This window comes from Geodermatophilus chilensis (assembly GCF_002802985.1).
Lineage (GTDB): Bacteria > Actinomycetota > Actinomycetes > Mycobacteriales > Geodermatophilaceae > Geodermatophilus > Geodermatophilus chilensis.
The window spans coordinates 23,891-48,720 of sequence record NZ_NVPT01000016.1 but is presented as its reverse complement, the minus strand read 5'-3'; the positions used below and the strand labels follow the sequence as shown (position 1 = coordinate 48,720).

The window sequence follows — 24,830 nt, the reverse complement described above, 5'->3', positions numbered from 1 at the left end:
GCGGGTCCTCGAAGACGACGAGTCGGCGGCGGGCGTTGTCGCTGCCGACCAGCACACCGCCTTCTGAGGTGTGGCCGGAAGGCACGGGAGGAGTCGCGGAGGGTCCATGGTGCTGTCTCTACCCGCCGACCGCCGATTCTGCCGTCACCCGTCGCACGACCTCTCGGATCCCGCAGACCGTTGCAGTCAGAACGCTGACGATCGGAGCTCAGCTCGCGGCGGTGCCAGTCGTCTCCGGCCGGTTCTGGGGACCGGCCTCGGATTCGGCTCCCGTCGTCCCGCACCTCATCCGGGTGTACGGCCTGAGTCTGATGGGCCTCGGAATGGCGACGCTGCGCCCGGCTCGGACCCGATCGAGATGATGCGCGTGGCCACCGGCGTGAGCATCGGGACCGCGCTGTCGGGACTGCTCAGCGTGGCGCGCGGGCGCGTGGACGCTGGCAGCGCCGCCATGACCGTCGCCGCCGCGGGCGGCTTGGCGGCCCCATCTGCCGTCGCCGTGCGTCAGGAGGCGACGTAGCCGCGTGCCGCCGCCTCCCACCGGCCGTGATCACAAGCGCAACCGGCGAAGGAAGAGCCCCATGGTCATGATCGCGCGGGCTGTCGTGTGTGTCCTATGGGCTGGGGGCTCGGTCCTACTTGCTCCGCCGGGCCCCCAGCGCTCACCGCGACCGTCGAGCGCTCGGCGACCCGCGGTCGGTGTTCCGTCCGTTTCCCGCGCTGACCGGAAAGGGGGAGGTGACGGCGAACATGAGGACGCGGCGTTGGATGTCCTGATGCGCGGTCGCGAAGTTTCGCCCAGGCCGGACGGTGCACGCATCAACGGTCAGCGCGGCGGGCCGGACGACCAGGAAGGTGTGGAAGCTCGGAGCGATTGACGCACCGCCTCCTCCGACCGTCCGATCACGGGTCGTGCCGTCATCGGCGGTGATCAGCGGCCGCTGGATGAGCAGCGGGTTGGCGGCCATGACGTTGAGCCAGCGTCTGCGGTCGCGCGGCAGATGCGCAAGGTCCAGTTCGTCGGCGAGAGGCTCGTTGGATCATGCGATGTCCCAGAAATCGAGACCCAGCCGGCGCAGCACGGCGTCCAGCTCATCGCCCGTGGGCGGGTCGGCGGACCGTGTACTGGGCGCCCGCTCCGTCGAGCAGTTCAGTGGCCACTTGACACTTCGAGCACGACGGGTTGATCCATAGCTCCACTGACTCTTCTCTCCTCCACTCCATCGCCACGGGCGGGCGTAGCTCCGTGGGTCCGTCGTGGCTCAGCCGAGCTCCTGCTGGATCGACTGTTGAGACAAGTAGCCACCGCCACCGCCGCCCTCATCGTCGTCGGGGTCCCCACACCCGGCCAGAGTCCAGCTCAGGAGCGCCGCGACGCCGACGAGTGCGGTCCGGCAACAGGTCGAGCGGCGTCGAGGACGATTACGCGTTGCCAGGTCCAGGGTCATCAGTTCCTCTTCCGGTCAGGATCCGCCGGGCCGGCGGACGTCTGCGGTTGCGCGGCCAGTTCGTTGTCGGGCTTCTTTCCTGAAAGGGTCGACGACTCCAGGTCGACGCGCACGGTGAGCAGGTCGATGCCCATCATGCGCACGACGGCGGCGTTGAACCTGCGGCCGATCAGACGCTGGCGCTCGCGTGCGTCGTCCTCGGGAAGGAGGACCGCGATTCCCGTGCGCCATCTCCTGCCGACCGTGATCCGCACCCGGGGGTCGGCTTCGATGTTGCGCACGTAGTCGGCGCTGCGGCCGTGCTCGGCGACGATCCAGAAGGTGTCGCCGTCCAGTCCGTTCCCCACGGGGGTGCGGCGCGGCAGTCCCGACTTGCGCCCGGTCGTCTCGAGGAGGGCGTACCCGGGCGGCGCGATGCCCCGCTCGATGGCTCTGCGCATGACCGGGTTGACGACGTGGCGGGCCAGTGCCGTGGTGAGCCGCCGTTTCCGGTCGCGCATCACCCGGCCGCCTTCTGCTCGAGGACGGGCCGCACGGATGGAGCCGGTGAGGTCTCCGGCGCTGTCGTTGCCGGCTCGAGGATGCGGTCGAGGTTGGCGAGGGCGCGGTCGAAGGTGTGCTGTAGCCACCAGCGGCCGAGCAGCAGCAGCGTCCGATCGAGCAGGGACGCGCGCTCCGCGGCCGCCCTCAAGGTGACCCGCGACCCGCCGTTCTCCCCGACGGCGATCTCCCAGGCCACCCGTCCGGTGGTCCCCCTGCCGATGTCCGCGCGTCCGGCCAACCTGCCGGGACGGACCGCGGTGGGGGGGCGGGCCGAGAGCACGCGGGTCCGTGCTTCCCGGCTGATGCCGAGTGGCCCCTTGAGCCGCACCCGGCCCCCGCGGGGGCCGCTGCCCTCGTCGCCGTCGAGGCCGCTGAGTTCGACGAAGCGGTCCTCCAGCAGCCAGTGGTTGTGCAGGTCGGCGAGGAACTCGAAGACCCGCTCCGGGGCCGCGCCCACGAGGCGGACCGCGACCACGTCGCCTGAGCGGGCGGCACGTCCGGCCAGGACCGACCCGACCACGGTGCAGAGTGGCGCGCAGTTGGTCACCTGGCCGAGCCGAGGCAAACGGAGAGCCGAGCACTGGACGAGGCGGAGTGGCCTCCATCCTCCGAGGCCAGACACGCATAACCAGCGCTTTGGCGCGTCAGCCTCCGCGAGGGAGGGCGGCCGGCGCAGTCCCGGCGCACGCTCCACTGAGGCCAAGACTCGGACCGGTCGACACGCCGGAACGCGGGAGGAGAGCTACAGCAACCGGTACAGCAACCCGGCCTGTACGGCAGCGCTCCGGGGCGGACGGCAGCGAACGTCGTAGGGGTCCGGGACCTGCGCGAACGGCATCACAACGGATGGCGGAGAACCCCTCGAATGTGACTGGGGGTCATACGACGACCGCCCTACGTTGCCACGGGCGTCCCTCGCTGCCGCGTCGACCAGTGGCCGCGTCGGACGGACGTGTCGGCGAGCTCGAAGGTGGTCGCGTACGGCCGGAAGTCGACGTCGTGGTTGACCGCGTACAGCGCCCGTGGTGCGACGAGGAACAGGGCGAGAGCCTGAGAGCTGACGTAACGGTCGATCCGGTTGGCGGCCAGCACCTGCCCCAGCTGCGAGGTGCGGCTCCGCAGCCGGGTGAACAGCCGCTCGAACTCCGGGTCGACGGGGCCGGCGCGGAACTCACCGGAGCGGCCGACGAAGGCCCGGTGCAGCTCCAACGGCGGGACGTCGACCGACTGGGCGCCGTGGTCGACCAGCAGCACGTCCCAGTCGCGCGGCAGCTTGGCGGCCTGTCGGCGGCGGGCGTCGCGCTCGGCGTCGGCACCGCGGAGCGCCGTCACGTCCACGGCCAGCCCCAGGGCGGTGTGCCACTGGGCGGCGACGGCGTGCGCGACGGCTTCCCAGGAGCCGAAGGTCGCCAGCCGCAGCGGCCGGTGGGCCCCGCCGACGGCCCGCCACAGCCGCGCGGCCTCGTCCGGATTGTGTGGGTACGGGCGGAGCCGTCCGGGCGCGCGGTGCAGGGCGGTCAGCGGCGTCGGCGGGGTGAGCCCGGCCAACGGGTGAGCATGGCCGTCGAGGACGTCGTCGGCCAGGGCGCGGCGGTCGACGGCCAGGTTGAGTGCCCGCCGGGCGCGGACGTCGACCAGCGGCAGGCCCTCGGCGCTGCGGTCGATTGCCCCGGCCAGCACGCGCACGGCGTCGACCGCGACGAGCCGCGCGTGCCGGGAGCGGCGTACGCGCCCGGCGGCGGTGGGTGGCACCTCGGTCACCAGGTCGACCTCCCCGACGGTGTCGCACACGAGCTCCAGCGCTCGCTCGGGCGGAAGGTCGTTGCGGAACTCGACCTCCGCCACGCGGGGCCCGCGGCGGCGGTCCCAGTAGTGCGGGTTGGCCCGCAGCCGCAGGGTGGGGGAGCGGTCCTCGGTCTGCAGCCAGGTGCGGTCGGCGCCATCGGTGACGATGGCCTCGGTGTCGATGACGGAGTGCCCCTCGATGAGGGTGAAGGCTCCCGAGGCCCACGGCCCCGGCGCGTCGATCACCTACCAGTGGCCTTCGCCCGAGCGGTTGCGGGCGTAGCCGAAGCCGAGGTCTGCCCAGAACCGGTCGCTCATCACGTGCGTGGCCCGCAGCTTGCCCAGCACGAGCCCGTCGACCTCGGGCATGTGCAGCCGCACGATGTGCTCGTCGACGATCTCCACCCGGCTGCGCCGGTCGATGTTGAAGTGGGTGCCCGGCGGGTGCGGCGCCTCCCACCGGAACTGCTCCTCCAGAGCCCGGCGCACGGAGTCGGCGGTGAGCGTGGTGCCGTCCGCGAAGCGGTCGCCGGGCCGCACCCGGATCTCCAGCGTCCGCCTGCCCCGCCACCGGTAGCTGCGCATCGCCGCCGGGCGCACCTTGCCGCGGTGAGTGACCCGCACCGGCTCCTCGACGGTGTTGTACGTGATGTACAGCCAGTTCAACGGGCTGGGGTCGACCACCCGCACTCTGCCGCGCGGTTTCCCGCGCACCCGGCCGGCAAGTCGCTGCAGCATCTCCACCAGCTGCGGCTACCCGGCGTCGGGGGGCCCGATGCCGGAACAGCTGGGGCGCCGGAGCGGATCGGACAGCGGTCGAGTGCGCCAGCGCCTCACTGCCTGCCGTCATCGGTGGTGGAGCGGAGCCTCGTGCGTCACGCACCCGCAGGTCGCGGCGGGCATGGAATCCCGGCAGGGCCCATCACTGGAGGATGGCAGAAGCAGTCGCCGTGACCGAGCAGCATCGACGCCAGCGTGGGCGTGGCCCACGTGCAGCTTGCGCCGGGCTGCGCCCGTCCGGTCATCGACCGGACTGGCCGGACTCATCGGGGAGGTCCGGTGCGCCAGCGGTGTTCGGCAGGGGGCCGTTCTGGTGGATGGCCTGGTCCGGTGCTGGAGCCGATGCGCCGCGGATCAGTGCGGAGATGCGCTGGCGGGTGAGTCCGAAGAGCCGGCCGATTTCCTCCATCGTCATGCCCTCGTCGTGCAGGGCGTGGGCCTCGGCCTGCCGGAACCGGGTACCGGCCGCCTCCAGTCGCTGGATGTTGTGGGTCAGCAGGGCGGCGATCAGAGGGACGTCCTCGCCCGCGACGATCTGCCGGTAGGGGAGTCCCTCCATGCGGCGGGTGCGGATGTGTGCGGCGCGGGTGGTGACGTGCGCGGCCATTCGGCACACCTCTTCCGCGGCGGCGACGAGCTCCTCCAGCGCCAGCAGCGTCGGGTCGTGCTGGGGCGCCTCCCGCGCGGCGTCCGGTGGGCGGTCGGCGTCCTCGCGGACCTGGCGACCGGCGTCCTCGTGTCTCATGTGGCTGTTCACTCCTTCGAGGTCGGGCGCCGGTCCACCGGGCCGTGGCAGGGGCTGTGTGGGCAAGGATTCTTGCCGCAATAGGGGTTGCGGCAAGAATCGTTACCGCAAGCATGGCTACCGAAACGATCGTTGACAAGTCCTGGGCCCGGAGGACCGTGGGGTCATCGGCACGCGGAGCAGACTCAGGCCTGCCGTGGCGGTGGCGGAAGCAGAAGCCGATGGCCTTCCCCGTCCCGCGCCGGGCGAGGAGTGGTCATGTCTGTGTTCGAACCCGTCCTGTCGACCGGCCGGCTTGCGGAGGTTGCGCAGGGGCCGCGGTGCCGTCCCTCCGTCTCCCAGCACCCACCCGCAGGTGTGACGTGACCGGGGCGCAGGGATCCTCGGGCGATCTGGGTGCGCTCGGAGCCGCGGGCCTGTCGGCGGCGCTGAGTCGCCTGAGCGGCGTGTTGTTGGCGGAGGAGACGCTGAGCAGCGTCCTCGAACTGGTCACCACCCTGGCGGCGGAGACCCTCCCCGGCAGCAACGGTGCGGGGGTGACGTTGCTGGACGGGCCGACGAGGACGACCGCGGCTGCCACGGATCCGCTGGTGGAGGAGGCCGACGCCCTGCAGTACGAGCTCGACGAGGGCCCCTGTCTGTCGGCCGCCCGGGACCAGGTGGGCTACCGCGTCGACTCGACGTGGAACGAGACGCGGTGGCCGAACTGGACCGCGTCGGTGGCGCACCTGGGCCTGGGCAGCAGCCTGAGCACCCCGCTGGTCGTGCGCGGGGAGAGTCTCGGGGCGGTCAAGGTCTACGCCCGACAGGAGGCGGCGTTCACCGACCGCGACGAGCGGATCCTCGCCCTGTTCGCCGAGAAGGCGGCGGTGATCCTGGCCAATGCCCGGTCCCAGGAGGAGCTGCGCCGGCTCAACGCGCACCTCCACCAGGCGTTGGTCACCCGCGACCTGATCGGTCAGGCCAAGGGGGTCCTGCGCGAACGCCACCACGTCGACGAGCACACCGCCTTCCGCATGCTGGCGGAGCGGTCGCAGCGCACGAACACGAAGGCGCGCGACCTCGCGTGGGAAATCCTGTCCTCCACCAGCGCCGACGCTTCGGGTCCGTCGGCAGGGAGGAGCGGTGTTCATGACGGGCGACCGGCGGCGAGAGGCCGTCACCGCGGCGTGTCGGCGCGGGCAGCTGGACCTCGAGCAGCTGTGGTTCCGCTACATCGCCCTGGGCGGGACTGCGGCTCCGCTGGAGCTCGAGGCCTACACGGTCGGCCTCATGCCGCTCGACGACCACCAGTACGACATCCTGGCTCACGCGCTCAACGAGCGGCTCGGTGAGCTGGGGCTGCCCCGCGACGTCCCCTACGTCCGACCGTGGCCGTCCTGCCGCCGGCGACCGGACGAATCCGGGGACCGGCCCGCACCGCCACCCGAGCCGACCGGGTGAGGAGCGGCGCTCCACCGACCGGGCACGCGACTCGCTGGGACGCCGGTCGGGACCGACGTGGGCCTCAGTTCCAGGTGCTGGCCGCGGTCGTCCACCGCCCGACCGAGGAGGAGAGGACGCTCGGGCGGGTCCGCCCGGTGAACTCCGCGGCGGTCAGCCCGCAGCCGCCGGGACAGTCGACCTCGACCGGGATCCCGTCCCGCCAGCCCACCGCTGCACACCGTCCGCAGGTCGGGCAGGTCTCCCAGGTGACACGCTCACTCGTGCTCATGGTGACGTCCTCCTGGCCGCGGACACGAGACCCACGACCGGAGCAGGGGAACCGCCGACCTGTTGGGTCCAAGCCGGGCGGGCTCCCGTCCGTCGCTCGCGCTACCCACCCCGTCCCATGGACAACCACAGCAGCGGACCCAGTGCTCGCCGCATGCCCCCGGCGGCGTCGACCGCGCGGCGGGCGGCAGGTCCGCGCGGACCGCGGGAAGGAGCGTCCGGCGCAGCGGTGAGCCGGTGGGGACGTCCTTGTCCTTCCTCGTACGCCTCGCTCAACCCCCGCATGAGCGCGGGCGAGATCGTCGCCCAGCCGCTGCGGACGGCTGGCCGCTACCGCGCCGCGGGAGGAGCGCGGCGGGTGACCGAGCTGTTGGACCTGGTTGGGCTGCCGGCCGGTGCGGTGCACCGGTACCCCGCGGAGTTCTCCGGCGGGCAGCGCCAGCGGATCGGCATCGCCCGCGCCCTCGCCCTCGCCCTCGCCCTCGCCCTCGCCCTCGATCCGGAGCTGCTCGTCCTGGACGAGCCCGTGTCCAGCCTCGACGTCTCCATCCAGGCGCAGGTGGTGGGCCTGCTCGACCGTCTGCAGCGGGACCTGGGGCTGTCCTACCTGTTCATCGCCCACGACCTGGCGCTGGTGCGGCAGATCAGCGACCGGGTGGCGGTCATGTACCTGGGCACCGTCGTCGAGACCGGCACCCGGGAGCAGGTCTACGCGCGGCCCTCACACCCCTACACGCAGTCGCTGCTCTCGGCGGTGCCCGTCCCCGACCCGGCCCGGCGCGGGTCCGGCTCCCGCATCCTGCTGGCCGGTGACGTCCCCGACCCCGTGGACCCGCCGTCGGGCTGCCGCTTCCGCACCCGGTGCTGGAAGGCGACCGACGACTGCGCCCGGGAGGTCCCTGCACTGGTCGTGCGCCCGGGCGGCGACCATCCCAGCGCCTGCCTGTACGCCGAGGTCCGGACCATCAGCCCAGCAGCCGATGGCCCGTGAGGCGGCCGAGGGTGCCGGCGAGGTCGTGCACGGCCGCGACCACGTCACCCGTGCCCGGCCCGTCCGCGACCGGCACCCGGGCCCGGTCGGCGAGCCCCACGGCGTCGCTCCACGGGACCGCCCCGGCGAAGGCGAGACCGTGTCGTCCGCAGTACTCCTCGACCGCGTCGCGGTCCGCCGGCGAGCGCACCTTGTTGGCGACGACCGACGTCGAGGGCACCGGCAGCTCGGCGACGAGGGCACTCATCCGCCGCACCGTCTCGAGGGACCGGTAGTAGGGCTCGGCGACCAGGAGGACCGCGTCGACGTGCCGGACGGTGCCCCGGCTCAGGTGCTCCGGCGAGGCCTCCATGTCGACGAGGACGAGCCGCTCCGGGCCGCCCAGGTCCTCGAGCACCGCGGAGACCACCGCGTGCGCGGCGCAGAGGCACCCCTCGTCGGCGTGCGCCGGACCCCCCATGCCGAGCAGGCGGATGCCGTCCGGTCCGGACGCCGAGTACCGGTCCAGCACCTCGTCGATCGGCTCGAGCAGCCCGGCGCCACCCCGGCGACGGGAGACGAGGGACGGTGGAACCGGGCGGAGGGAAGCGGCGTGCGGCGGCACGCCGAGGGCGGTGGCCAGATTGGGGTTGGCGTCGGCGTCGACGGCGACGACCGGCCGGCCGCTCCGGGCGGCCAGGAGGGCCAGCGTGGCGGACAGTGTCGTCTTCCCGGCGCCGCCCTTGCCGGCGACGGCCAGTCTCACCGCGCAGGCCTGCTCTGCTCCAGGACGGCCTGGTAGCGGGCGCGGTAGGCCTCCAGGCTGCGGGAGATCTCGGCCAGCGAACCGGCGACGGCGTGCAGCCACTCCCGCCCCTCGTCGGTCAGCTGGTAGGTGCGGCGCGCCGGTCCGCTCGCCGAGGGTTGCCAGCTGGAGCGGACCAGCCCCTCCTCGTCCATGGCCCGCAGGCTTCGGTAGAGGCCGCCCGGGTCCACCCGGTCCAGGCCGAGGGCGGACACCTGCTCCAGCAGCTCGTACCCGTGGGAGGTTCCCTCGGCGAGGAGCAGGAGCAGGCACGGCCGCAGGTAGTTGCGCGGCAGCCCGACGGGGACCTCCTCCCGGGGTGCGCCGCTCATGCGTCCGTGCCTGTCGCGCGCTCTGCGGCGCAGGCGAGCGCCTCCTCCACCGAGTTGTGACACCAGCAGTCGGCGCTGCACTCGCCGTGCGCCGGTCGGGTGAGGTCGGAGAAGCCCAGGGCGAACTCGGTCCGGCCTTCGGCCAGGCCGCTCTCGGACAGCACGTAGCCGCCCGGCGTGCGGTCGAGGTAGCCGCCGGCCACCAGCCGGTCCAGGTAGCCGACCCCGACCGCGGCGTCGACGCCCAGGAAGCGCTCGAGCAGCGCGGCATCGACGACGTCACCGAGGCCCTCGCCCCGGAGCCAGAACATCACCTGGAGGATCTCGCTGCGCCAGTAGAGGGCGCGTAGGGCCTCGGACTTGGGCGGGTGCAGGTCGTCCACGTCCGCTCCTCCACACTGACCAGGTGTGACGCACGCTACACCGGATCGGCCTGGTAGCTGTACGGTGCACCTACCGGCGTCCCTCCTCGCCACCGGAGCGTCGAATGGCGGACCGACAGACCCGCTCACCCCGGCTGCAGCCGCGCACACCAGCGCAGGAGCTGCTCGACGAGCTGGGCCCCGTGGAGCGCTTCCACGACATCGAGGAGTTCGGCGCCTTCGGCCTGCCCTCCGGGCAGGTGACCGAGGACATGCTCCCGGCTGACGCCCAGGGCTCCAACCCGGCGCGGTTCGGCCCACTGGAGAAGCTGCACGTCTTCTGGTTCGCCGGGATGAGCTGCGACGGCTGCAGCGTGGCCACCACCGGGGCGACGACCCCGTCGGTGGAGAGCCTGCTGCTGGGCGCTCACCCGGGCCTGCCCCGCGTCGTGCTGCACCACCCGGTGCTCAACATGGAGTCGGGGCCGCACTACACGCGGGCGGCGGAGGAAGCCATCGCCGGCACGCTCAACGCCCCCTACGCTGTCGTCCTCGAGGGCTCCATCTCCGACGAGCTGGCCGCCGCCGCCTCCGGCGGTTACTGGTCCGGTCAGGGCGAGGAGCCGTGGGGTCCGGACGGCGAGATGCGCACGGTGACCGCCTCGGAGTGGGTGGCACGGCTGGCCCCCAACGCGGCCGCGATGATCGCCATCGGCACCTGCGCGACCTGGGGCGGGATCCCCTCGGCCGAGGGGAACCCGACCGGGGCGATGAGCCTGATGGACTGGCTCGGCAAGGACTACCGCTCGACCTTCGGCGTCCCGGTGGTCAACGTCCCCGGCTGCCCGCCGATCGGCGACAACTTCACCGAGACCGTGGCGGCCATCCTCTACTTCCTGCAGGGCTTCGGCCCCCTGCCGGAGTTCGACGAGCTGGGCCGGCCGGCCTGGCTGTTCGGCGAGACGGTGCACCGCAACTGCGTGCGCGGCGCCTACTACGAGGAGGGCACGTTCGCGCAGGAGTTCGGCGACCCCGAGTGCCTGGTCGAGGTGGGCTGCTGGGGGCCGGTCGTCAACTGCAACATCACCTCCCGCGGCATGATCAACCACGTCGGGGGCTGCATGAACGCCGGCGGGCCGTGCATCGGCTGCACCATGCCCGGCTTCCCCGACAAGTTCACCCCGTTCTACAAGCGGCCGCCGGGTTCGTTCGCCTCGACCACGGTCTCGCGCATGGTGGGCAGCGTCATCCGGCCGCTGCGCAGGTTCAGCAACAACAACCTCAACCGTGAGGTGCGCTGGGACCGGCAGGGCGCCACGCCCAGCGGCTTCGGGCGCGAGATGCCCGAACCGTCGGCCATCGCCCAGGTGAACCACAGGTTCTACGACGCGCTCCGCCGCTCCGGTGACCGTGGGAAGGCCAAGGCCGACGTGTGGGGCAAGCGCGAGGAGGCCCCCAGCGGCGGCAGCCCCGAGCCCCGCGTCTGACCAACTCCGTCGCGACCGATCGAGGAGTCCCCATGTGCTTCAAGACGCTGCCCGTCGAGTTCGACGAGCGCGGGCGGGCCACCCTGCGCGGCGGGATCCCCAACCCCTACGACGTCACCCTGACCAAGCCGGACGTCGGGATGACCGAGGAGGAGCGCACCGCGCGGATCGCGCGTCTGGTGGCCCGCAACGGGCACGTCAAGGACCTCAACATGGACCCGGTCACCCGCATCGCCGGGGCCATGGCCGTGCACGTGACGGCCGACCTGGAGAACCGTGCGTACCTGGACTCGCACGCCGTGGCGACCCTGTTCCGCGGCTACGAGGTGATCCTCATGGGCCGGGACCCGCGGGACGCGATCTTCGTGGCGTCGCGTGCCTGCGGCGTCTGCGGCGGCGTGCACGCGCACGCGGCGGCCTACGCCATCGAGTCCGCGATGGGCATCAAGCCGCCGCCCCTCGGCACCGTCGTCCGCAACATGACCGAGGCCGCGGAGATGGGGTACGACAACCCGCTGCACCTCTACCTGCTCGCCGGTCCCGACTACTCCGAGTCGGTGGTCAGGACCACCAATCCCGAGCTGTGGCCGAAGGCCGAGGCGTGGAAGTGCCCGAACGTGCACATCCACGGATTCGCCACCATGGCCGACCTCATGACGGCGCTCAACCCGCTGACCGGCAAGCTGTACCGCGAGGGCCTGGAGTTCACCCGGCTCTCGCGGGAGATGGTCGTCCTGCTCACCGGCAAGTACCCGCATCCGGAGAACGTCGTGCCCGGGGGCGTGTCGACCACGCTGACCTTGCAGACGCTGAACGAGTACCACTCGAGACTCGGCAAGATCTTCGACTACGCGCAGCGGATGATGGCGGTCTGGGACGACATCCCCGCCTTCTTCTACGAGGCCGACGACCGTTTCCAGCTGACCGGCTACCGCCCGACCAACCACATCGACCCGGGCTACTGGGACGACCCCCACGCCTACGACGCGACCTACGAGAATTGCAACTCCTGGGGGGAGAAGCGCTGGTCGACGCCCGGCGTCGTGATCGGTGGCGAGCTGCTGACCACCCGGCTCACCGACATCAACATCGGGTGGGAGGAGTTCGTCGAGCACTCCTACTACGAGGAGTCCTCGACCACCCGCTTCGCCACCGACTCGCTCGGCAACCCGCTGTCGCCCTACCACCCCTGGAACAAGCGGACGCTGCCCAAGCCCGGCGCCAAGAACTGGAAGGACAAGTACACCTGGGCGTGCACCCCGCGCTGGGACCGCCAGGTCGTGGAGGCCGGCTGCTACTCCCGCCTGCTCATGACCGCCAAGGCGCAGAAGATGCCCGAGAGCGAGTTCATGACCGCCACCGGCTCCGGCATGCGTTTCCTGGTGCCGAAGGGGGAGACCGGCGAGCGCGAGGTGGAGTGGCGCGTACCCGAGAAGTGGAACGCCTTCGAGCGCAACCGCGGCCGCGCCTACCACTACCTGTTCAGCCAGCTCGTGGCGCTGGAGAGCCTGCTGCAGGCCTACGACATGCACAAGCAGGGCGAACGCCGGGTCGCCGCCATGACACCCGAGGAGCTGGAGAACGCCATCCCGGACGACGAACGGGTGAGTGTCGGGTGGTGGGGGGCCGGCCGGGGCTGGCTCACCCACCACCTCGTCATGGACAAGGGCAAGATCACCAACTACCAGATCTGCACCCCGTCGACGATCAACGCGTCACCGCGCGACCCCTGGGGTCAGCCCGGCCCGTACGAGGAGGCGGTGATGAACACCCCCATCATCGAGGAGATGTCCGACCCGTCGTCCTTCACCAGCATCGACATGCTCCGGGCCATCCGCAGCTTCGATCCGTGCATGCCGTGCACCACGCACGTGCACACCGGTGCCGGCGAGGTGGTCCGCGAGGTCAACACCTGCTCCTGCGGCGGCGACTGAGGACCGCTCGGCACCGATGACCGTCCTCGTCGGCGGGGTGAGCGAGCTGTTCCAGGGCGATCTCGACCTCGGCCGGCTCGCCGCGGAGCGGCTCGCCGCCGAGGGCCTGGGCCCGGACGTCCTCGTCGAGGACCTGCACTACGGCGCGGTGGCCGTCGCGCAGCGGCTGGAGGACCTGCGGCCCGACTCGCTCGTGCTCGTGGCCGCTGTGCGACGCGGACGGGCGCCCGGAACGGTCGAGCGTCGGCGCATCGACCCGCCACAGCTGGCACCGGACGACCTGCAGGCGGCGGTCGGGAACGCCGTCGTGGGCTACGTGCACGTCGACCTCGTCGTCGACGTGGCCGCCGGCTTGCGGGTGCTCCCGGGCCGGACGGTGACGGTGGAGGTGGAGCCGGAGGAGGTCGATCCGGGGGAGGGGCTGAGCCCGTCGGCCGCCGCCGGTCTCGGCGCGGCCCTCGCGATCGTGCGGGACGAGGTGCGGCGGGCTCCCCTGCTCCGGCTCGCCGACGAGCTGCGGACACTGCTGGAGGGCTACCGGCTGGGGGACTCGGCGTCCCTCCGTGCGCTGCACGCACTGCTCGACGAACTCGTCCGCCTGGACCGGGACGGCCGCTGGGGGGCGACCTTCCGGCTGCGCGACCGGCTGAGGCTCGGGATCGCGGCCGGGGCGAGCAGCGAGGGCATGGACCACCGCGACTGGGGCCTGTGGTGGGCACTCATCGAGGAACTCGACCGCCTGGAGGCGTTGGAGGCTCGTCCCGTGCCCTGATCGGGGGGCGCTCGATCCGTCGGCCCGTGGCGATCAGCGGCTGACCGGCGAGCCGGGTGTGCCGGTGGCGGAGGAGGGGTCGCGCTGCTGTTCGTCGAGCAGGCCGCGCAGCTCGGCGTCGAGGGCATCGACTCCGCCGATGCCTGCCGCCGCAGCGCGACCGGCGGCGCGCCGGCGCCGGACAGCCAGGACCAGAACGGCGATCGTGAGGGCGGCGAGCCCGAGCCCGACCTGGCCCGCCAGCGAGGACTCCGCGGTGGCCCGGCCCGCCGGCACCGGCACCGGTACCGGCTGTGGCTCGACGGCGCCCCCGGGGACGATCACGTCGGTCCAGGCGTGCAGGTCGACCGGCGACTCGGCCGCAGCGGCGGGCACCGCGATGATCGTGTGCCGTCCGGCGGCGGTGGCGGGGATCTCGACGTCGGCCTCCACGCGGCCGTCCGGCGAGACGGAGGCAGCACCGACGACCTCGCCACCGGAACGGTCCCAGACCAGCGTCATCGGGCCCGGTTCGAGACCGCCCCCGTAGACCGTCACGGCGGCGCCCGGGGCGGCCGTGCCGCGCACCTGGAGCCAGGAGCTGGTGTCGCAGGCGAGTGCGCCCGTCGCGGTGACGACCAGGAACAGCGTGCTACAGAGCCCGATCACGATGCCGCGCACCATCGCACCTCCACCGACGCCGGTGTCCCGGCTGACGGTGTCACCGCCGCGGGGTGCCGTCAACCGTCGTCGGGAGATGCGCCGATCGCTCCGCGCTGGTTGACTCCGGCCAGGGTGGAGCCCGCCGTTTCCCGGGAGGGGAAGCATGTCCCACACATCCTCGTCCGCAGTCCTCGCGGTGGCGTCGGCCCTGCTCCTCGGCGCCTGCAGCGGTGATCCGGCAGCCGAGGGGGGAGGCGCTGAGCCGGCTCCGAGCGATTCGGAGAGCACCTCGCCGAGCACCGGGGCGGGCGACCCGGTCCTGCGGCAGGGCGAGGACCAGATCCGCGGGTCGTTCAGCCTGGTCGAGATGGCCCACACGACGCCGTACGCGGGCGCCGACGTCGGGGAACAGCAGCCCAACCCCTGGGACGGCACCGCGCAGGGCGAGGGTCCGTACCGGTACGCCGCCATCCCCTGCACCGGGAACGCGCCGGTCAACAACATCTCCGGCGACCTCCCGACGTTCAACGCGCTGGTGCCGGGCAGCCGCGTCCCGGCGTCGACCCGCGCTCACCCCCTCGAGTTCGAGGTCAGCGAGGGGGACGACGGTGCGATGCAGCTGGAAGGCGCACTGGAGCTCACCGTCTGCCAGCTGCGGCCGGGGGTGACGCCGGATCCCGATCCGGTGCCGGATCCCCAGAAGGACCGCATCCGCTTCGAGTGGACGGCGCAGGCGGTGGAGGCGACGGACGAGACGGTCGTCTGGCAGGGCTCCCTCGAGATCGTCGGCGGGACCGGGCCGTACGAACAGTTGCGCGGCGAGGGCGCCATCGCCGGGTACTTCTTCTGCTTCGCCCCGGAGGGGTGTGCGGAGCTCGGTGAGTTCCGCGACGTGCAGTTCACGATGAGCGGCAGCTACACGGTGCCGACCGAGGCACTGGAGCAGGCCGGCTCCTGACCCTCCGGGCGGGCTGTCTTCCGCACAGCTCCGGAACCGGACCTCGGCGCCGGCGAATCAGCCGCGCTCGAGCGCAGAGGCCACCGCGTCGAGGTCGGCGTTGACCGCCTGGAGCGCGGGTCCGATCGGTTCTGTCTGGCGTTCGATGGCGCGTACCCCCATCGTGATCCGGGCCAGCGTCTGCGAGACCTGGCGCAGTGTCCGTGTGATGGCGACGAGGTAGCCGGCCAGCGCGCCGACCAGGACGGCGACCTCGCCGAGGGTGAGTGCGATCAGGCCTCTTCTCACCGAGCACGCTCCTTCGACCCGTCGGGTGCGCCGAGCGCCCCATGTAGTGCCGCGGTCCGCGCCGTCGTCTCCCGGAGCAGGTGCCCCGCCTGGGTGTTCTGCGCTACCAGCTTCCCCGCCGTCCAGACCCGGTCGACCGCCGCGTCGACGTCGGCGACGCTCCGACGCAGTGTCTCGAGCAGGCCGGCGACGGCGAGGACGGCGACCCCTCCGCCTGCCAGCGTGACCAGCCACCGCACCTGGTTGGGGTCTGCGTGTGTCATCGAACCGCCCCCTCCGCCGGTGAACCGTCCGCGGCAGCACGGAGACGGGCCGCCCCCGCCCCCAGGGTCGTCAGGTGCCCCGCCAGGTCGGTGTTGTCGCGCAGCGCCGAGGCCGCCGTCGCGATGTCCCCGGCGTACCGCCCGATCTCCTGGGCCACGGCCAGCGTGCGGTGCAACAGCAGACCGGCCACGCCCACGACCGCGGCCCCCGCACCCAGCCCGACGACGGCGGCCAGGCGCTCGGCGCGCCTCACCGACGCTCCTGCGACGGCGCGGCGATGCGATCGAGGTGACCGTTGGTGCGCACGAGGTCGAACAGGGGGGCGGTGTTGGCGCGGGCCGCTTCGAGCGCTGCGGTGATCTCGTCGGCCTGCCGCGCGATGCGCCGGGCGTACCCGATGATCGTCAGCAGCAGCCCGGCGCTGACGACCACGACCGCTCCGCCCACGCACCAGCCGACCTTCCATCGCACGGAGGCGCTGCTGAGCGCGGACCGGACCGACGGTGCCGAGGCGCCTGGTGTGACCAGCATCACGCGGCCGGACGCTACTACATGTCAGGAACACCTACATGCCCTCCTGCTTCCCCTCGTCGGGCGGTTCGGCCGGTTCGAGCAGGCCGAGGTTGGGTGGGCGGACGGCGACGCGGTTGCCCCGGGCCGTGCGCAGGACCAGGGCACCGTCGGCAAGGACGTCGACCGCCTCACCGACGACCGCGGGTCCGCCCGGTCCCAGCGGGATCATGCGCGCCCGGACGAACCGGCCGAGGGTCAGGCACCGCGGCGCGTAGGCCTCGAGCACCGCGGCGGGCGGTTGGGTCAGTCGTTGCTCGACGGCCGCGGCGAGCCGGGCGAGCAGCCGGCCTCGCGGTGGGGCGGCGTCCTCGACGAGCACCGTGGCCACCGCCCACTCGGTGCGCTGCGGCCCCAGTTGCACGAAGGCGCCGAGCCGAACGAGAACGGTGCCGCCGTCCGGAGCTGTGACGGTGTCCGGCCACGCGAACCGGACGTCGCCCAGTTCGTCGGCCAGTGCGACGGAGGCGACGACGTAGAGCCAGCCCTCCCGTTCCGGCGGCAGGTCCGGGCGCAGGACCAGGGAGAAACCGAGTCCGTGCCCGGGACGCACCTGCCACGGCCAGCCGCCACGGCCCCGCGGCGAGGCCTGGTAGTCGGCGACGACCACCGCACCGGCCGGTGCTCCGGTTCGGGCCCAGGCCATCGCCGCCGGCTCGGTGAACAGCAGCGCCGGGTAGGAGCGGAACGGGCGCGTGCCGAGCAGGCGCGTCAGTTCCTCGGCGGCCAGGTCTGCGCTCATCGCCAACCGAGCGGCGCACCGCTCTCGGCCGCCACCGCGTCGAAGCTCGCGGCGAGCCGGTCCCACTGCGGGACGGGGAACCTGGCCATGGCCGAGCGCATCACCCGGCGCAGCGCGTCGCGGTTCCGCGGCGAGGCCTCGGGCCCACCGGCGACCGCGGCTCCGACCACGGCCTGCACCATCGGGTCGTACCCCGACGGCGGGAGCTCGAGGAGCACGTGCAGGAAGCTCTGGACCAGCGCGTGAGCCGTCCCCGGACGGGCGAGCGCACCCTCGAGGAAGCCGGCCACGGCGGCTCGACGCTCGGGAGCCGGTGCCTCGACCAGTCGCAGCACCTCCTCGCGGACCGTGGCGGTCCACCGGTCGGGCGGCTCCTCGTCGAGCACGTCCAGCAGGTCGTTCCCCGGTGGGGGCGGCAGCTGGGCCAGCACCTGGCGGGCCTGGGCCCGGACGGGTGCGGCGGCCGCGGGCACGGCCAGCGACTGCCGGGCGGCGAGCCGGGCACGCGCGTCCTGCCCGGCGCGAGCAGCGGCCAGCGCCAGGTTGGCCTTGGCCATGGCGTACTCGGCCGGGCGGACCGTGCGGGGGGAGGCGCCGAGCGCCCGGCGGAACGTCTCCGCGGCCTCGGCGGGCCGGTCAGTCGCCAGCAACGCCAGCCCCAGCGCGTTGAGAGCGGCTCCGAGCCCAGGCAGGTCGCCCGCCCGCTCGGCGAGGACGGCCGCCTCCTCGAGCAGCGGTTGCGCGGCCTCGGGGTCGCCGGCCGTGAGCAGACACGCGCCGTGCTCGCGGGCGCAGGCCGCCGCCTGGGCCGGCTGCCCGCTGGCGCGGAAGGCCTCCCGCGCGGTCGACCAGGCGGCCTGGGCTGCGGCGACGTCCCCACCGTCGCGCAGGACCAGCCCCAGATTGTAGGAGGCTGCGGCCTGCTCGACCGGCTGGCCCAGCTCCGCGAACGACTCCGCCGCCGCGCGGAACGCCGTCGCGGCCTCCGCCGGCCGGCCGGACTCCCGCAGCGCGATGCCGAGCATGGTGGTGGCCTTGGCCTCCTCCAGGCGCAGGCTCGCCTCGCCGAAGACGCGCCGGGCCACGGTCAGCGCATCGAGGGCGGCGGTCGGGTCCCCGGCCGCCAGCCGCGAGGCACCGAGGTGGAACTGCGTCGTGGCGTGCTGTACCGGATACCGGGTGACCGGATAGCGGTCGAGCCGTGCGGCGAGCGGATCCGGCTGGGCTGCCGTCATGGCCGCCTACCCTGCTGCCGTGGCCGCGATCGTCGCCTGCTTCGGCAACGTGCTGCGGGGGGACGACGGGTTCGGCAGTGCGGTGGCCGAACGCCTCCTGGCGGTGGGCCTGCCCGCCGGGGTCAGCGTGCTCGAGGTCGGCATCGGGGGCATCCACCTGGTGCAGGAGCTGATGCCGGGGGCCGAGGTGCTGATCGTGGTCGATGCCGTCGACCTCGGCCGGCCGGCTGGCACGGTGGTGGTCCAGCGCCCGGACGTGCTAGACGTCGCGGCCCTGTCGCCCGACCGGCGGCGCGACGAACTGGCGGACATGCACCTGGCGACCCCGGAGAAAGCGCTGATGGTGGCGCGGGCCCTCGGCGTGCTGCCGGAGACCACGCTCGTGGTGGGCGTGCAGACAACCGACACCGACCGGGTCGGGCAGGGGCTGTCCGCGGCCACCGCGCGAGCCGTGGACGTGGCCGTTGCGGAGGTCGGCCGGCTGCTGGCGGAGCACGTCGTGAGCGGAGGCTGACGAGCCACGGTCACGCCGGTCGCGGCTGGATCTGCAGCAGCACCGGGCCGGGCGGCGGGTGGGGGGCGGCGCCGCTGTCGGGTGCGACCTCCATCGCGACGAAGCCGGGCAGGTTCTCCCGCAGGGCGTCCTCCACCCCGTACCGGAGGGTCTGGGCGGCCGAGGTGCAGCCCGAGCAGGTGCCGCTCAGCCGCACGCGGACCACCCCGCGCTGAACGGCGAGCACCTCGACGTCCCCGCCGTGCTCGGTGATGTACGGGCGGACCGGGTCGAGCGCCGCCGAGGCGGCCGCGACGTCGTCGACACCCACGCCGTAGGCCTCGAACAGCCAGGCGACCGCTGGATCGCTCGACCGCAGCCTGTCGGTGTCCGCGCCGAGCGCATCGGCCAGCCGGGTCACCGCCAGCCGGTGGAGCGCATCGACGCCGTCGAGCAGCTCGAACACCCGGCTCCGTGCCGCGTCGTCGAACTCGTCCACCTCGCACAGCAAGTCCTCGAGCCGGTCGAGCAGCGGCCCGAGTTCGGCCAGCGTCCGGTCCGTCGGGGTCTCCTCAGCCACGAGCGGTCCGCACCCTGGTCACCGTGCAGCCCTCCTGCCTGTCGACGGTTCGGCAGCGTGGTGGCAGTCTGCCCCTGGTAGGTGACCTGCACCACTACCGACTGCATGCCGCGAGGAGGACGCGATGAGGACCGTGGCACGTCCGACCGCCCTCAAGGTCGGCGTGGTGGGGAAGGGCGGAGTCGGCAAGACGACCATCGCCGGCCTGCTGGCCCGGGCCTGGTCCGAACGTGGCCGCACGGTCGTGGCCGTCGACACCGACTCCAACCCCAACCTGGGACTGTCCCTCGGACTGTCGCTGGCCGAGACCGAGGCCGTTCCGGTCCTGCCGCGCAGCGTCGTGGTCGGCAGAGGAGGAGGCCTCGCGGCGGCGGACCTGGTCGAGCAGTACGGACGGCCGACACCGGCCGGGCCCACGTTGATCTCGGCGATCAGGGTCGCCGAAGCGGGCGCCGGGTGCACCTGTGGTGGGCACGCCACGGTTCGCAGCCTGCTCGCCGACGCCCTCGCCGACGTCGACCTGACGCTGGTGGACATGGAGGCGGGGCTGGAGCACCTGAGCCGGTCCGGCGGGACGCTGGCGCACGCCGACCTCCTGCTCGTGGTCTGTGAACCCACTCGCAAGTCCGTGCTCACGGCGGCGCGGACGGCGGCACTGGCGGCCGAGCTCGGGATCCCGCAGGTGCTGGCCGTGGGCAACAAGGCGCGCACCCCGGAGGACGAGGAGTACCTCCGGGGTGCGCTGGCGGAGGAGGGGCTGGCGGTCGCCGGTGTCCTCCCCTACGAGGAGCAGGTCGCCCAGGCCGACCGCGCCGGCACGACCGGCGCCCTGACGCCCTCTCCGGCGGTCCGAACCGCGCTCGACGACGTGCTCGACGCCGTCGACGCCGCCGACCCCGCCGGGCTCGGCTAGCTGTACCTCAGCCGCGGCCGGGGAGCAGGCTCTCGGCCAGCTGCACCAGGGCCCGCACCCCGGGGGAGTCGGCAGCCGCGTCCAGCGGCGCCTCGCCGCGCCGTTCCGCGGCCACGATCGCCGGCTCGTCCGGCACCAGGACCGGGTCGAGCCCTGGGAAGGCCGCGCGGACCCGGGCGACGTCGTCGTCGTCGCGGACCCGGTTGGCCGTGACCACGACGCGGCCCAGGCCGCCCTCGCGGACGGCGTCGGCCGCACGGCGGCCGACCTCCAGCGACTTGGCCGTGGGCTCGACGACCACGACGACCACGTCGACCGGCCGGCCGTCCATCCGCAGCACCGTGCCGAGGCCGGCCTCGAAGTCGGCGATGACGGCGCGACCGGGACGTTCCAGCTGCCCGAGCAACTGCTCAGGTGAGATGCCGCACTACGGGCAGCCCGGTTCGGGGTTCTGGATCGCCGAGACGACCGCGAGGCGGACGCCGTCGGGAGCGGTCGCACCGAAGCGCTCGACCAGGTCGTCCGCGCTCGACGCGTGCTCCTCCTCACCCGCGTCGAGGGCGTCGCGGACGGTGACCAGGGCTTCGGTCGCGTCCTCGCCGAGGCCCAGCGAGATGCCGAGGTTGGGGTTGGTGTCGCAGTCCAGAGCGAGGGTCTCGTGCCCCCGTCGGGCGTAGGTGCGGGCGAGGACCGCCGCCGTGGTGGTCTTCCCGGACCCGCCCTTGCCGACCACAGCGATCTTCACGACGGTGCCTCCCGGCTGCGCAGGGCCTCCACGAGGGACCGTACTGCGGCGACGGCCGGCGCGGCGGGCTCGGCGTCCAGGAGCGCCCGGCCCTGCCGGTCGGCCTCGGCCACGGCGGGGTCGAACGGAACGGCGCCCAGGACGTCCAGTCCGGTCCCGGCCGCCACCCGGTCCGGATCGTCGGGCTGCCGCATCTTGTTGGCGACCGCCAGGACCTGCGGTGTGCCGCGGCTCGCGGCCAGTCGGGCCAGGCGCCGCCCGGAGAGCAGGGACGCCGGGGTGGGTTCGACGACCACCAGGTACGTCCGTGCGTAACGCCCCCAGGTCATGAACGGCTGGCGGGTGCCCCCGGGCAGGTCGCCGACGATGCTCCAGTCGTCCCCGGGCAGGTCGTCCAGCACGCGCTGGAAGGCCCAGTGCGGGCGGCTGTTGTCCCACCGGGGGCCGCGCGCCTTGCCTAGCTGCAGGAAGCGCACTCCGTCCGGCCCTGCGACGGCGTACTGCTCGACGGCCCCCTGCCCGGTCAGCCCGGAGCGCAGGCGGTACCGGCGGCGGCCGCCCTCCTGGTACTCCTCGACCGCGTCGTCGGGCAGCCCGGTGTCGACCGAGGGGACACCGAGGGACAGCGCCAGGCCGGGCATGGGGTCGGAGTCCAGGACCAGCACCTGCTCGCCGGCGGCGGCGAGCACGCGCGCGAACGTCCCGGCCAGCGACGACTTGCCGGCTCCGCCCTTGCCCACGAAGGCCACCCGCATGGGCGGGACTGTAGGCGGGGACCGCGCGTCCTCCGCTACTGGTTCCGCACATCTAGTCCACGCCCTACAGTGACGGAGGTCACCCGACACTCAGGGGGCTCACCCATGTGCCTTGGCATTCCCGGCCAGATCGTGGCGATCAGCGATCCCGCCGCGCTGCGGGCGAAGGTGGACGTCGACGGTGTCCGCCGGGAGGTCTCGGTGGCCCTGATCGGCCTCGACGGTCCGGACGGCGCCCGGGTCGGCGACTGGGTGCTCGTGCACGTCGGCTTCGCCATGGCGCGCATCGACGAGGACGAGGCACGCGAGACCCTCGACGCCCTCAAGCGGCTCGGTGACATGTACGAGCAGGAGCTGTCGGACTACTCGGCACGCGTCGAGGGGCTCGACGTCGACCGGGCGGGAGCGCAGGCGAGCCGGTCGTGACCACCACCCGCGTGCCCGCAGGGACGGGGCTGCCTCCGGGTCTGGCCGAGGACCTGGCCTCGGCATCGCGGGTGCTGGCCCGGCGGTTGGCCGCGGGAGGGACCATGTGGTGCGCCTCCCCGGCGTCGCCCCACCACGCCCAGCACGTCGCGGTGGAGTTCGTCCATCCGGTGATCGTCGGCAAGCCGGCGCTGGCCGCGGTGGCGCTGCCACCGCACGACCTGACGGCGTCCGCCCGCGCCAACGCACGACCGGGTGACGTCCTGGTGGCCATCGGACCGGCCGGCTCGGCCGGCGTGCTCGACCTGGTCCGCCGCACGCCGGCCTGGGGGGTCACCTCGGTGTGGATCGGCGGCGGCGAGCGGCCGGCCGCCGGGGTCGCCGACCACGTGCTGTGGCTGCCCGACGAGGCCGCGGAGCACGACGGGGGCTTCATCCTGCTCTACCACCTGCTCTGGGAACTGGCGCACGTGTGGCTCGAGCACCCCGGGCTGCTGCAGCCGGACGCCGCCTGCGAGGGGCCGGTCTGCACCACCTGCTCCGACGAGGGCCGGCTGGCCGAGGTGATCGAGGTGGACGGCGTCTCCGCAGTGGTCCGGGCCGGCCAGCGGGCCGAACGCGTGGATCTCGCCCTCGTCGGGACCGTGGAGGTGCACGACCTGCTGGTCGTGCACGCCGGCATGGCGATCACCCGACTGGACCCGGCATCGTGACCGGCGGCGGCAGCTTCCTCTACCCGTTCCTCGAGTCGGAGGAGACCGACGCGTCGGCGCTCCTCGCGGACCTGGCCTCCTCCGCCGAGGCCAAGGCCGCCGAGAGCGTCCGACTGCGCAGGACGAGCATCGCCGGTCTCGCGGACGACCTCGACCGGGTCGCGACCGCCATGGCCGCCGCGTTCCGGTCCGGCGGGCGCCTGCTCACCTTCGGCAACGGCGGCTCGGCCACCGACGCCGCCGGCCTGGCCGCGCTGTTCGCCTCGCCGGTGGCCGGACGTCCGCTGCCGGCGCGCTCCCTGGTGGCCGACACCGCCGTCCTGACCGCGCTGGCCAACGACGTGGGCGTCGACGTGGTCTTCTCCCGGCAGCTGATCGCGCACGGCCGCCCCGGCGACATCGCCGTCGGCCTGTCGACCAGCGGGGGTTCGACCAACGTGCTGAAGGCCTTCGCGGAGGGCCGCCGGCGGGGACTGCTGACCGTCGGGCTGGCCGGCTACGGCGGGGGCGCCATGGCGACCTGCCCGGACCTCGACCACTGCCTGGCCGTCGAGGGCCAGAGCGTCCACCGCACCCAGGAGGCGCAGTCGGCGCTGGCCCACGCCCTGTGGCAGCGGGTGCAGCACGAGTTCGAGCGGGAGGGAGCCCCGTGAGGTTCGTCGACGAGTACCGCGATCCGGCAGCGGCGCGGGTGGCGGTGCGCCGGATCACCGAGCTCGCCGAGGCCGGCCGCGACGGCGTGCCGTACGCCTTCATGGAGGTCTGCGGCGGCCACACGCACACCATCTACCGGCACGGCATCGAGCAGCTGCTGCCCGAGACGGTCGAGCTGGTGCACGGGCCGGGCTGCCCCGTGTGCGTCATCCCGATGGGGCGGGTCGACGACGCCATCGCGCTGGCCGAGCAGCCCGGCGTCGTCTTCACCTCCTTCGGCGACATGATGCGGGTGCCCGGCAGCGCGGGCAGCCTGCTGGAGGCCAAGGCCCGCGGCGCCGACGTCCGGATGGTGTACTCGCCGCTGGACGCGCTGAGGATCGCCGAGGCGAGCCCCGACCGTCAGGTGGTCTTCTTCGCCGTCGGGTTCGAGACGACGGCGCCGTCGACCGCGGTGACGCTGCTGCGGGCGCAGGAGACCGGCGTCCGGAACTTCAGCGTCTTCTCCAACCACGTGACGATCGTCCCGCCGCTCAAGGCGATCCTGGAGTCCCCGGACCTGCGGCTCGACGGCTTCCTCGGCCCGGGGCACGTCAGCACGGTGATCGGCAACCGCCCCTACGAGTTCGTGGCTCGCCGCTACGGCAAGCCGCTGGTGACGGCGGGGTTCGAGCCGTTGGACATCCTGCAGTCGATCGTCATGCTGCTCGAGCAGTACGCCCAGGGCCGGTGCGAGGTGCAGAACCAGTACACCCGCGTCGTCCGCGACGAGGGCAACCCGATCGCGCTGGCCATGCTGCAACGGGTCTTCCGGCTGCGACCGCACTTCGAGTGGCGGGGGCTCGGCTTCATCGCGCAGAGCGCGCTCGCCCTGTCGGAGGAGTTCGCCGACTGGGACGCCGAGCGGCGCTTCGAGCTGCCCGGGATCCGCGTCGCCGACCCCAAGGCGTGCCAGTGCGGCGAGGTGCTCAAGGGCGCGATCAAGCCCTGGGAGTGCAAGGTGTTCGGCACCGCCTGCACCCCGGAGACACCTATCGGGACATGCATGGTGTCGTCCGAGGGCGCGTGCGCGGCGTACTACACCTTCGGTCGCCTGCACCGCACCGCGGCCGGCCTCGCGGCGGCCTCCTCGTGAACGGGCGCGGGCGGCCCCTCACGCCGGAGGGACGCCAGGAG

The 24,830-nt window shown here is 73.2% G+C and carries 34 protein-coding genes and 1 pseudogene; 13 read left to right on the top strand and 22 right to left on the bottom strand.

Going from position 1 to position 24,830, the window contains the following annotated elements:
* Positions 1 to 662: 662 nt before the first annotated feature.
* The 7 genes from CNO22_RS28835 to CNO22_RS04520 form a co-directional block, all read right to left on the bottom strand.
* Positions 663 to 968 (bottom strand): hypothetical protein, encoded by a 306-nt coding sequence (locus CNO22_RS28835; RefSeq protein WP_232806785.1) that lies wholly within the window; start codon positions 966 to 968, stop codon positions 663 to 665.
* A 294-nt stretch (positions 969 to 1,262) separates the two neighbouring features.
* Entirely contained in the window at positions 1,263 to 1,448 is a 186-nt protein-coding gene (locus tag CNO22_RS28830; protein WP_157936805.1) for a hypothetical protein, read from the bottom strand.
* A complete protein-coding gene (locus CNO22_RS04540; protein ID WP_100498165.1) occupies positions 1,448 to 1,948 on the bottom strand; it encodes a nitroreductase/quinone reductase family protein in 501 nt (166 codons plus the stop codon). The genes CNO22_RS28830 and CNO22_RS04540 overlap by 1 nt, the downstream gene beginning before the upstream one ends.
* Positions 1,948 to 2,466, bottom strand: a complete 519-nt coding sequence (locus CNO22_RS04535; protein ID WP_157936804.1) for an SRPBCC family protein — start codon at positions 2,464 to 2,466, stop codon at positions 1,948 to 1,950. Before CNO22_RS04535 ends, CNO22_RS04540 begins: the two co-directional genes overlap by 1 nt.
* Before the next feature lie 419 nt (positions 2,467 to 2,885).
* Complete coding sequence (locus CNO22_RS04530) at positions 2,886 to 4,022, bottom strand: ABC transporter substrate-binding protein (RefSeq protein WP_100498157.1); 1,137 nt, start codon at positions 4,020 to 4,022, stop codon at positions 2,886 to 2,888.
* A complete protein-coding gene (locus CNO22_RS04525) occupies positions 4,023 to 4,514 on the bottom strand; it encodes a periplasmic substrate-binding domain-containing protein (protein ID WP_232806786.1) in 492 nt (163 codons plus the stop codon). It lies immediately after the preceding gene.
* A 283-nt stretch (positions 4,515 to 4,797) separates the two neighbouring features.
* Positions 4,798 to 5,301 carry a helix-turn-helix domain-containing protein gene (locus CNO22_RS04520; RefSeq protein ID WP_100498155.1) on the bottom strand — a complete coding sequence of 168 codons (504 nt, stop codon included), beginning with the start codon at positions 5,299 to 5,301 and terminating at the stop codon, positions 4,798 to 4,800.
* A 113-nt stretch (positions 5,302 to 5,414) separates the two neighbouring features.
* On the opposite strand from CNO22_RS04520, the pseudogene CNO22_RS30055 reads away from it, so the two are divergent.
* Both CNO22_RS30055 and CNO22_RS28825 read left to right on the top strand, forming a co-directional pair.
* Positions 5,415 to 6,368 (top strand): annotated as a pseudogene (locus tag CNO22_RS30055) (GAF domain-containing protein); the annotation flags it as partial.
* A 64-nt stretch (positions 6,369 to 6,432) separates the two neighbouring features.
* Entirely contained in the window at positions 6,433 to 6,744 is a 312-nt protein-coding gene (locus CNO22_RS28825; RefSeq protein ID WP_232806784.1) for a hypothetical protein, read from the top strand.
* Positions 6,745 to 6,808: 64 nt separating this feature from the next.
* Here the strand turns inward: CNO22_RS28825 and CNO22_RS27470 are convergent, their stop codons facing one another.
* On the bottom strand, positions 6,809 to 7,015 hold the full coding sequence (locus tag CNO22_RS27470) for a hypothetical protein (RefSeq protein ID WP_157936801.1): 207 nt from the start codon (positions 7,013 to 7,015) through the stop codon (positions 6,809 to 6,811).
* A 117-nt stretch (positions 7,016 to 7,132) separates the two neighbouring features.
* Between CNO22_RS27470 and CNO22_RS04510 the strand changes: the two genes are divergently transcribed.
* On the top strand, positions 7,133 to 8,005 hold the full coding sequence (locus CNO22_RS04510; RefSeq protein WP_100498153.1) for an oligopeptide/dipeptide ABC transporter ATP-binding protein: 873 nt from the start codon (positions 7,133 to 7,135) through the stop codon (positions 8,003 to 8,005).
* On the opposite strand, the gene CNO22_RS04505 is transcribed toward CNO22_RS04510, so the two are convergent.
* Genes CNO22_RS04505 through CNO22_RS04495 form a run of 3 tightly spaced genes read right to left on the bottom strand, consistent with a single transcriptional unit; the run spans position 7,980 to position 9,504 of the window.
* Positions 7,980 to 8,750, bottom strand: coding sequence for an ATP-binding protein (locus CNO22_RS04505; protein WP_157936800.1), 771 nt, complete (start codon positions 8,748 to 8,750; stop codon positions 7,980 to 7,982). The two genes, CNO22_RS04510 and CNO22_RS04505, sit on opposite strands and share 26 nt — an antisense overlap.
* Positions 8,747 to 9,121, bottom strand: a complete 375-nt coding sequence (locus CNO22_RS04500) for a PadR family transcriptional regulator (protein ID WP_100498152.1) — start codon at positions 9,119 to 9,121, stop codon at positions 8,747 to 8,749. Before CNO22_RS04500 ends, CNO22_RS04505 begins: the two co-directional genes overlap by 4 nt.
* Positions 9,118 to 9,504 carry a hypothetical protein gene (locus tag CNO22_RS04495; RefSeq protein ID WP_100498151.1) on the bottom strand — a complete coding sequence of 129 codons (387 nt, stop codon included), beginning with the start codon at positions 9,502 to 9,504 and terminating at the stop codon, positions 9,118 to 9,120. The genes CNO22_RS04500 and CNO22_RS04495 overlap by 4 nt, the downstream gene beginning before the upstream one ends.
* Positions 9,505 to 9,608: 104 nt before the next feature.
* Here CNO22_RS04495 and CNO22_RS04490 point away from each other — a divergent pair, with 104 nt between their 5' ends.
* From CNO22_RS04490 to CNO22_RS04480, 3 genes are read left to right on the top strand one after another with little or no spacing between them, the layout of a single operon-like run.
* Entirely contained in the window at positions 9,609 to 10,970 is a 1,362-nt protein-coding gene (locus CNO22_RS04490; protein ID WP_198588100.1) for an NADH-quinone oxidoreductase subunit B family protein, read from the top strand.
* Positions 10,971 to 11,002: 32 nt separating this feature from the next.
* Positions 11,003 to 12,904, top strand: coding sequence for a nickel-dependent hydrogenase large subunit (locus CNO22_RS04485; RefSeq protein ID WP_100498150.1), 1,902 nt, complete (start codon positions 11,003 to 11,005; stop codon positions 12,902 to 12,904).
* Positions 12,905 to 12,920: 16 nt separating this feature from the next.
* Positions 12,921 to 13,676, top strand: coding sequence for a hypothetical protein (locus tag CNO22_RS04480; protein ID WP_100498149.1), 756 nt, complete (start codon positions 12,921 to 12,923; stop codon positions 13,674 to 13,676).
* 33 nt (positions 13,677 to 13,709) lie between these two features.
* On the opposite strand, the gene CNO22_RS04475 is transcribed toward CNO22_RS04480, so the two are convergent.
* Entirely contained in the window at positions 13,710 to 14,339 is a 630-nt protein-coding gene (locus CNO22_RS04475; protein WP_100498148.1) for a hypothetical protein, read from the bottom strand.
* A gap of 142 nt (positions 14,340 to 14,481) precedes the next feature.
* Here CNO22_RS04475 and CNO22_RS04470 point away from each other — a divergent pair, with 142 nt between their 5' ends.
* Positions 14,482 to 15,276, top strand: coding sequence for a hypothetical protein (locus CNO22_RS04470; RefSeq protein WP_157936799.1), 795 nt, complete (start codon positions 14,482 to 14,484; stop codon positions 15,274 to 15,276).
* Positions 15,277 to 15,333: 57 nt separating this feature from the next.
* On the opposite strand, the gene CNO22_RS04465 is transcribed toward CNO22_RS04470, so the two are convergent.
* The 6 genes from CNO22_RS04465 to CNO22_RS04440 form a co-directional block, all read right to left on the bottom strand.
* Entirely contained in the window at positions 15,334 to 15,564 is a 231-nt protein-coding gene (locus CNO22_RS04465) for a hypothetical protein (protein WP_100498146.1), read from the bottom strand.
* Positions 15,561 to 15,827, bottom strand: a complete 267-nt coding sequence (locus CNO22_RS04460) for a hypothetical protein (protein WP_157936798.1) — start codon at positions 15,825 to 15,827, stop codon at positions 15,561 to 15,563. Before CNO22_RS04460 ends, CNO22_RS04465 begins: the two co-directional genes overlap by 4 nt.
* Positions 15,824 to 16,081 carry a hypothetical protein gene (locus tag CNO22_RS04455; RefSeq protein ID WP_100498144.1) on the bottom strand — a complete coding sequence of 86 codons (258 nt, stop codon included), beginning with the start codon at positions 16,079 to 16,081 and terminating at the stop codon, positions 15,824 to 15,826. The genes CNO22_RS04460 and CNO22_RS04455 overlap by 4 nt, the downstream gene beginning before the upstream one ends.
* Positions 16,078 to 16,260, bottom strand: a complete 183-nt coding sequence (locus CNO22_RS27465; protein WP_157936797.1) for a hypothetical protein — start codon at positions 16,258 to 16,260, stop codon at positions 16,078 to 16,080. Before CNO22_RS27465 ends, CNO22_RS04455 begins: the two co-directional genes overlap by 4 nt.
* 133 nt (positions 16,261 to 16,393) lie before the next feature.
* Positions 16,394 to 17,140, bottom strand: coding sequence for a biotin--[acetyl-CoA-carboxylase] ligase (locus tag CNO22_RS04445; protein WP_100498142.1), 747 nt, complete (start codon positions 17,138 to 17,140; stop codon positions 16,394 to 16,396).
* Entirely contained in the window at positions 17,137 to 18,375 is a 1,239-nt protein-coding gene (locus tag CNO22_RS04440) for a tetratricopeptide repeat protein (protein WP_100498141.1), read from the bottom strand. The genes CNO22_RS04445 and CNO22_RS04440 overlap by 4 nt, the downstream gene beginning before the upstream one ends.
* Before the next feature lie 19 nt (positions 18,376 to 18,394).
* Between CNO22_RS04440 and CNO22_RS04435 the strand changes: the two genes are divergently transcribed.
* A complete protein-coding gene (locus CNO22_RS04435) occupies positions 18,395 to 18,889 on the top strand; it encodes a hydrogenase maturation protease (protein ID WP_157936796.1) in 495 nt (164 codons plus the stop codon).
* Positions 18,890 to 18,899: 10 nt separating this feature from the next.
* Here the strand turns inward: CNO22_RS04435 and CNO22_RS04430 are convergent, their stop codons facing one another.
* Positions 18,900 to 19,448, bottom strand: a complete 549-nt coding sequence (locus tag CNO22_RS04430; protein WP_100498139.1) for a NifU family protein — start codon at positions 19,446 to 19,448, stop codon at positions 18,900 to 18,902.
* A gap of 124 nt (positions 19,449 to 19,572) precedes the next feature.
* On the opposite strand from CNO22_RS04430, the gene CNO22_RS04425 reads away from it, so the two are divergent.
* Positions 19,573 to 20,361 carry a nucleotide-binding protein gene (locus CNO22_RS04425; protein WP_100498138.1) on the top strand — a complete coding sequence of 263 codons (789 nt, stop codon included), beginning with the start codon at positions 19,573 to 19,575 and terminating at the stop codon, positions 20,359 to 20,361.
* A gap of 7 nt (positions 20,362 to 20,368) precedes the next feature.
* Here the strand turns inward: CNO22_RS04425 and CNO22_RS04420 are convergent, their stop codons facing one another.
* Genes CNO22_RS04420 through CNO22_RS29615 form a run of 3 tightly spaced genes read right to left on the bottom strand, consistent with a single transcriptional unit; the run spans position 20,369 to position 21,861 of the window.
* The gene (locus CNO22_RS04420; RefSeq protein ID WP_100498137.1) at positions 20,369 to 20,767 is read right to left on the bottom strand and encodes an ATP-binding protein; all 399 of its coding nucleotides are present in this window, start codon (positions 20,765 to 20,767) and stop codon (positions 20,369 to 20,371) included.
* A 21-nt stretch (positions 20,768 to 20,788) separates the two neighbouring features.
* Complete coding sequence (locus CNO22_RS04415; RefSeq protein ID WP_100498136.1) at positions 20,789 to 21,106, bottom strand: nucleotide-binding protein; 318 nt, start codon at positions 21,104 to 21,106, stop codon at positions 20,789 to 20,791.
* Complete coding sequence (locus CNO22_RS29615) at positions 21,103 to 21,861, bottom strand: nucleotide-binding protein (RefSeq protein WP_100498135.1); 759 nt, start codon at positions 21,859 to 21,861, stop codon at positions 21,103 to 21,105. Before CNO22_RS29615 ends, CNO22_RS04415 begins: the two co-directional genes overlap by 4 nt.
* 105 nt (positions 21,862 to 21,966) lie before the next feature.
* On the opposite strand from CNO22_RS29615, the gene CNO22_RS04405 reads away from it, so the two are divergent.
* The 4 genes from CNO22_RS04405 to hypD are packed head-to-tail and all read left to right on the top strand — an operon-like array spanning position 21,967 to position 24,789.
* Positions 21,967 to 22,287, top strand: a complete 321-nt coding sequence (locus CNO22_RS04405; protein ID WP_100498134.1) for a HypC/HybG/HupF family hydrogenase formation chaperone — start codon at positions 21,967 to 21,969, stop codon at positions 22,285 to 22,287.
* Positions 22,284 to 23,000: a HypC/HybG/HupF family hydrogenase formation chaperone gene (locus CNO22_RS04400; protein ID WP_198588099.1), complete on the top strand. Its 717-nt coding sequence runs from the start codon at positions 22,284 to 22,286 to the stop codon at positions 22,998 to 23,000. Before CNO22_RS04405 ends, CNO22_RS04400 begins: the two co-directional genes overlap by 4 nt.
* Positions 22,997 to 23,653, top strand: a complete 657-nt coding sequence (locus CNO22_RS04395) for a D-sedoheptulose-7-phosphate isomerase (protein WP_198588098.1) — start codon at positions 22,997 to 22,999, stop codon at positions 23,651 to 23,653. The genes CNO22_RS04400 and CNO22_RS04395 overlap by 4 nt, the downstream gene beginning before the upstream one ends.
* On the top strand, positions 23,650 to 24,789 hold the full coding sequence (gene hypD / locus CNO22_RS04390) for a hydrogenase formation protein HypD (RefSeq protein WP_100498133.1): 1,140 nt from the start codon (positions 23,650 to 23,652) through the stop codon (positions 24,787 to 24,789). Before CNO22_RS04395 ends, hypD begins: the two co-directional genes overlap by 4 nt.
* Positions 24,790 to 24,830: the final 41 nt, after the last annotated feature.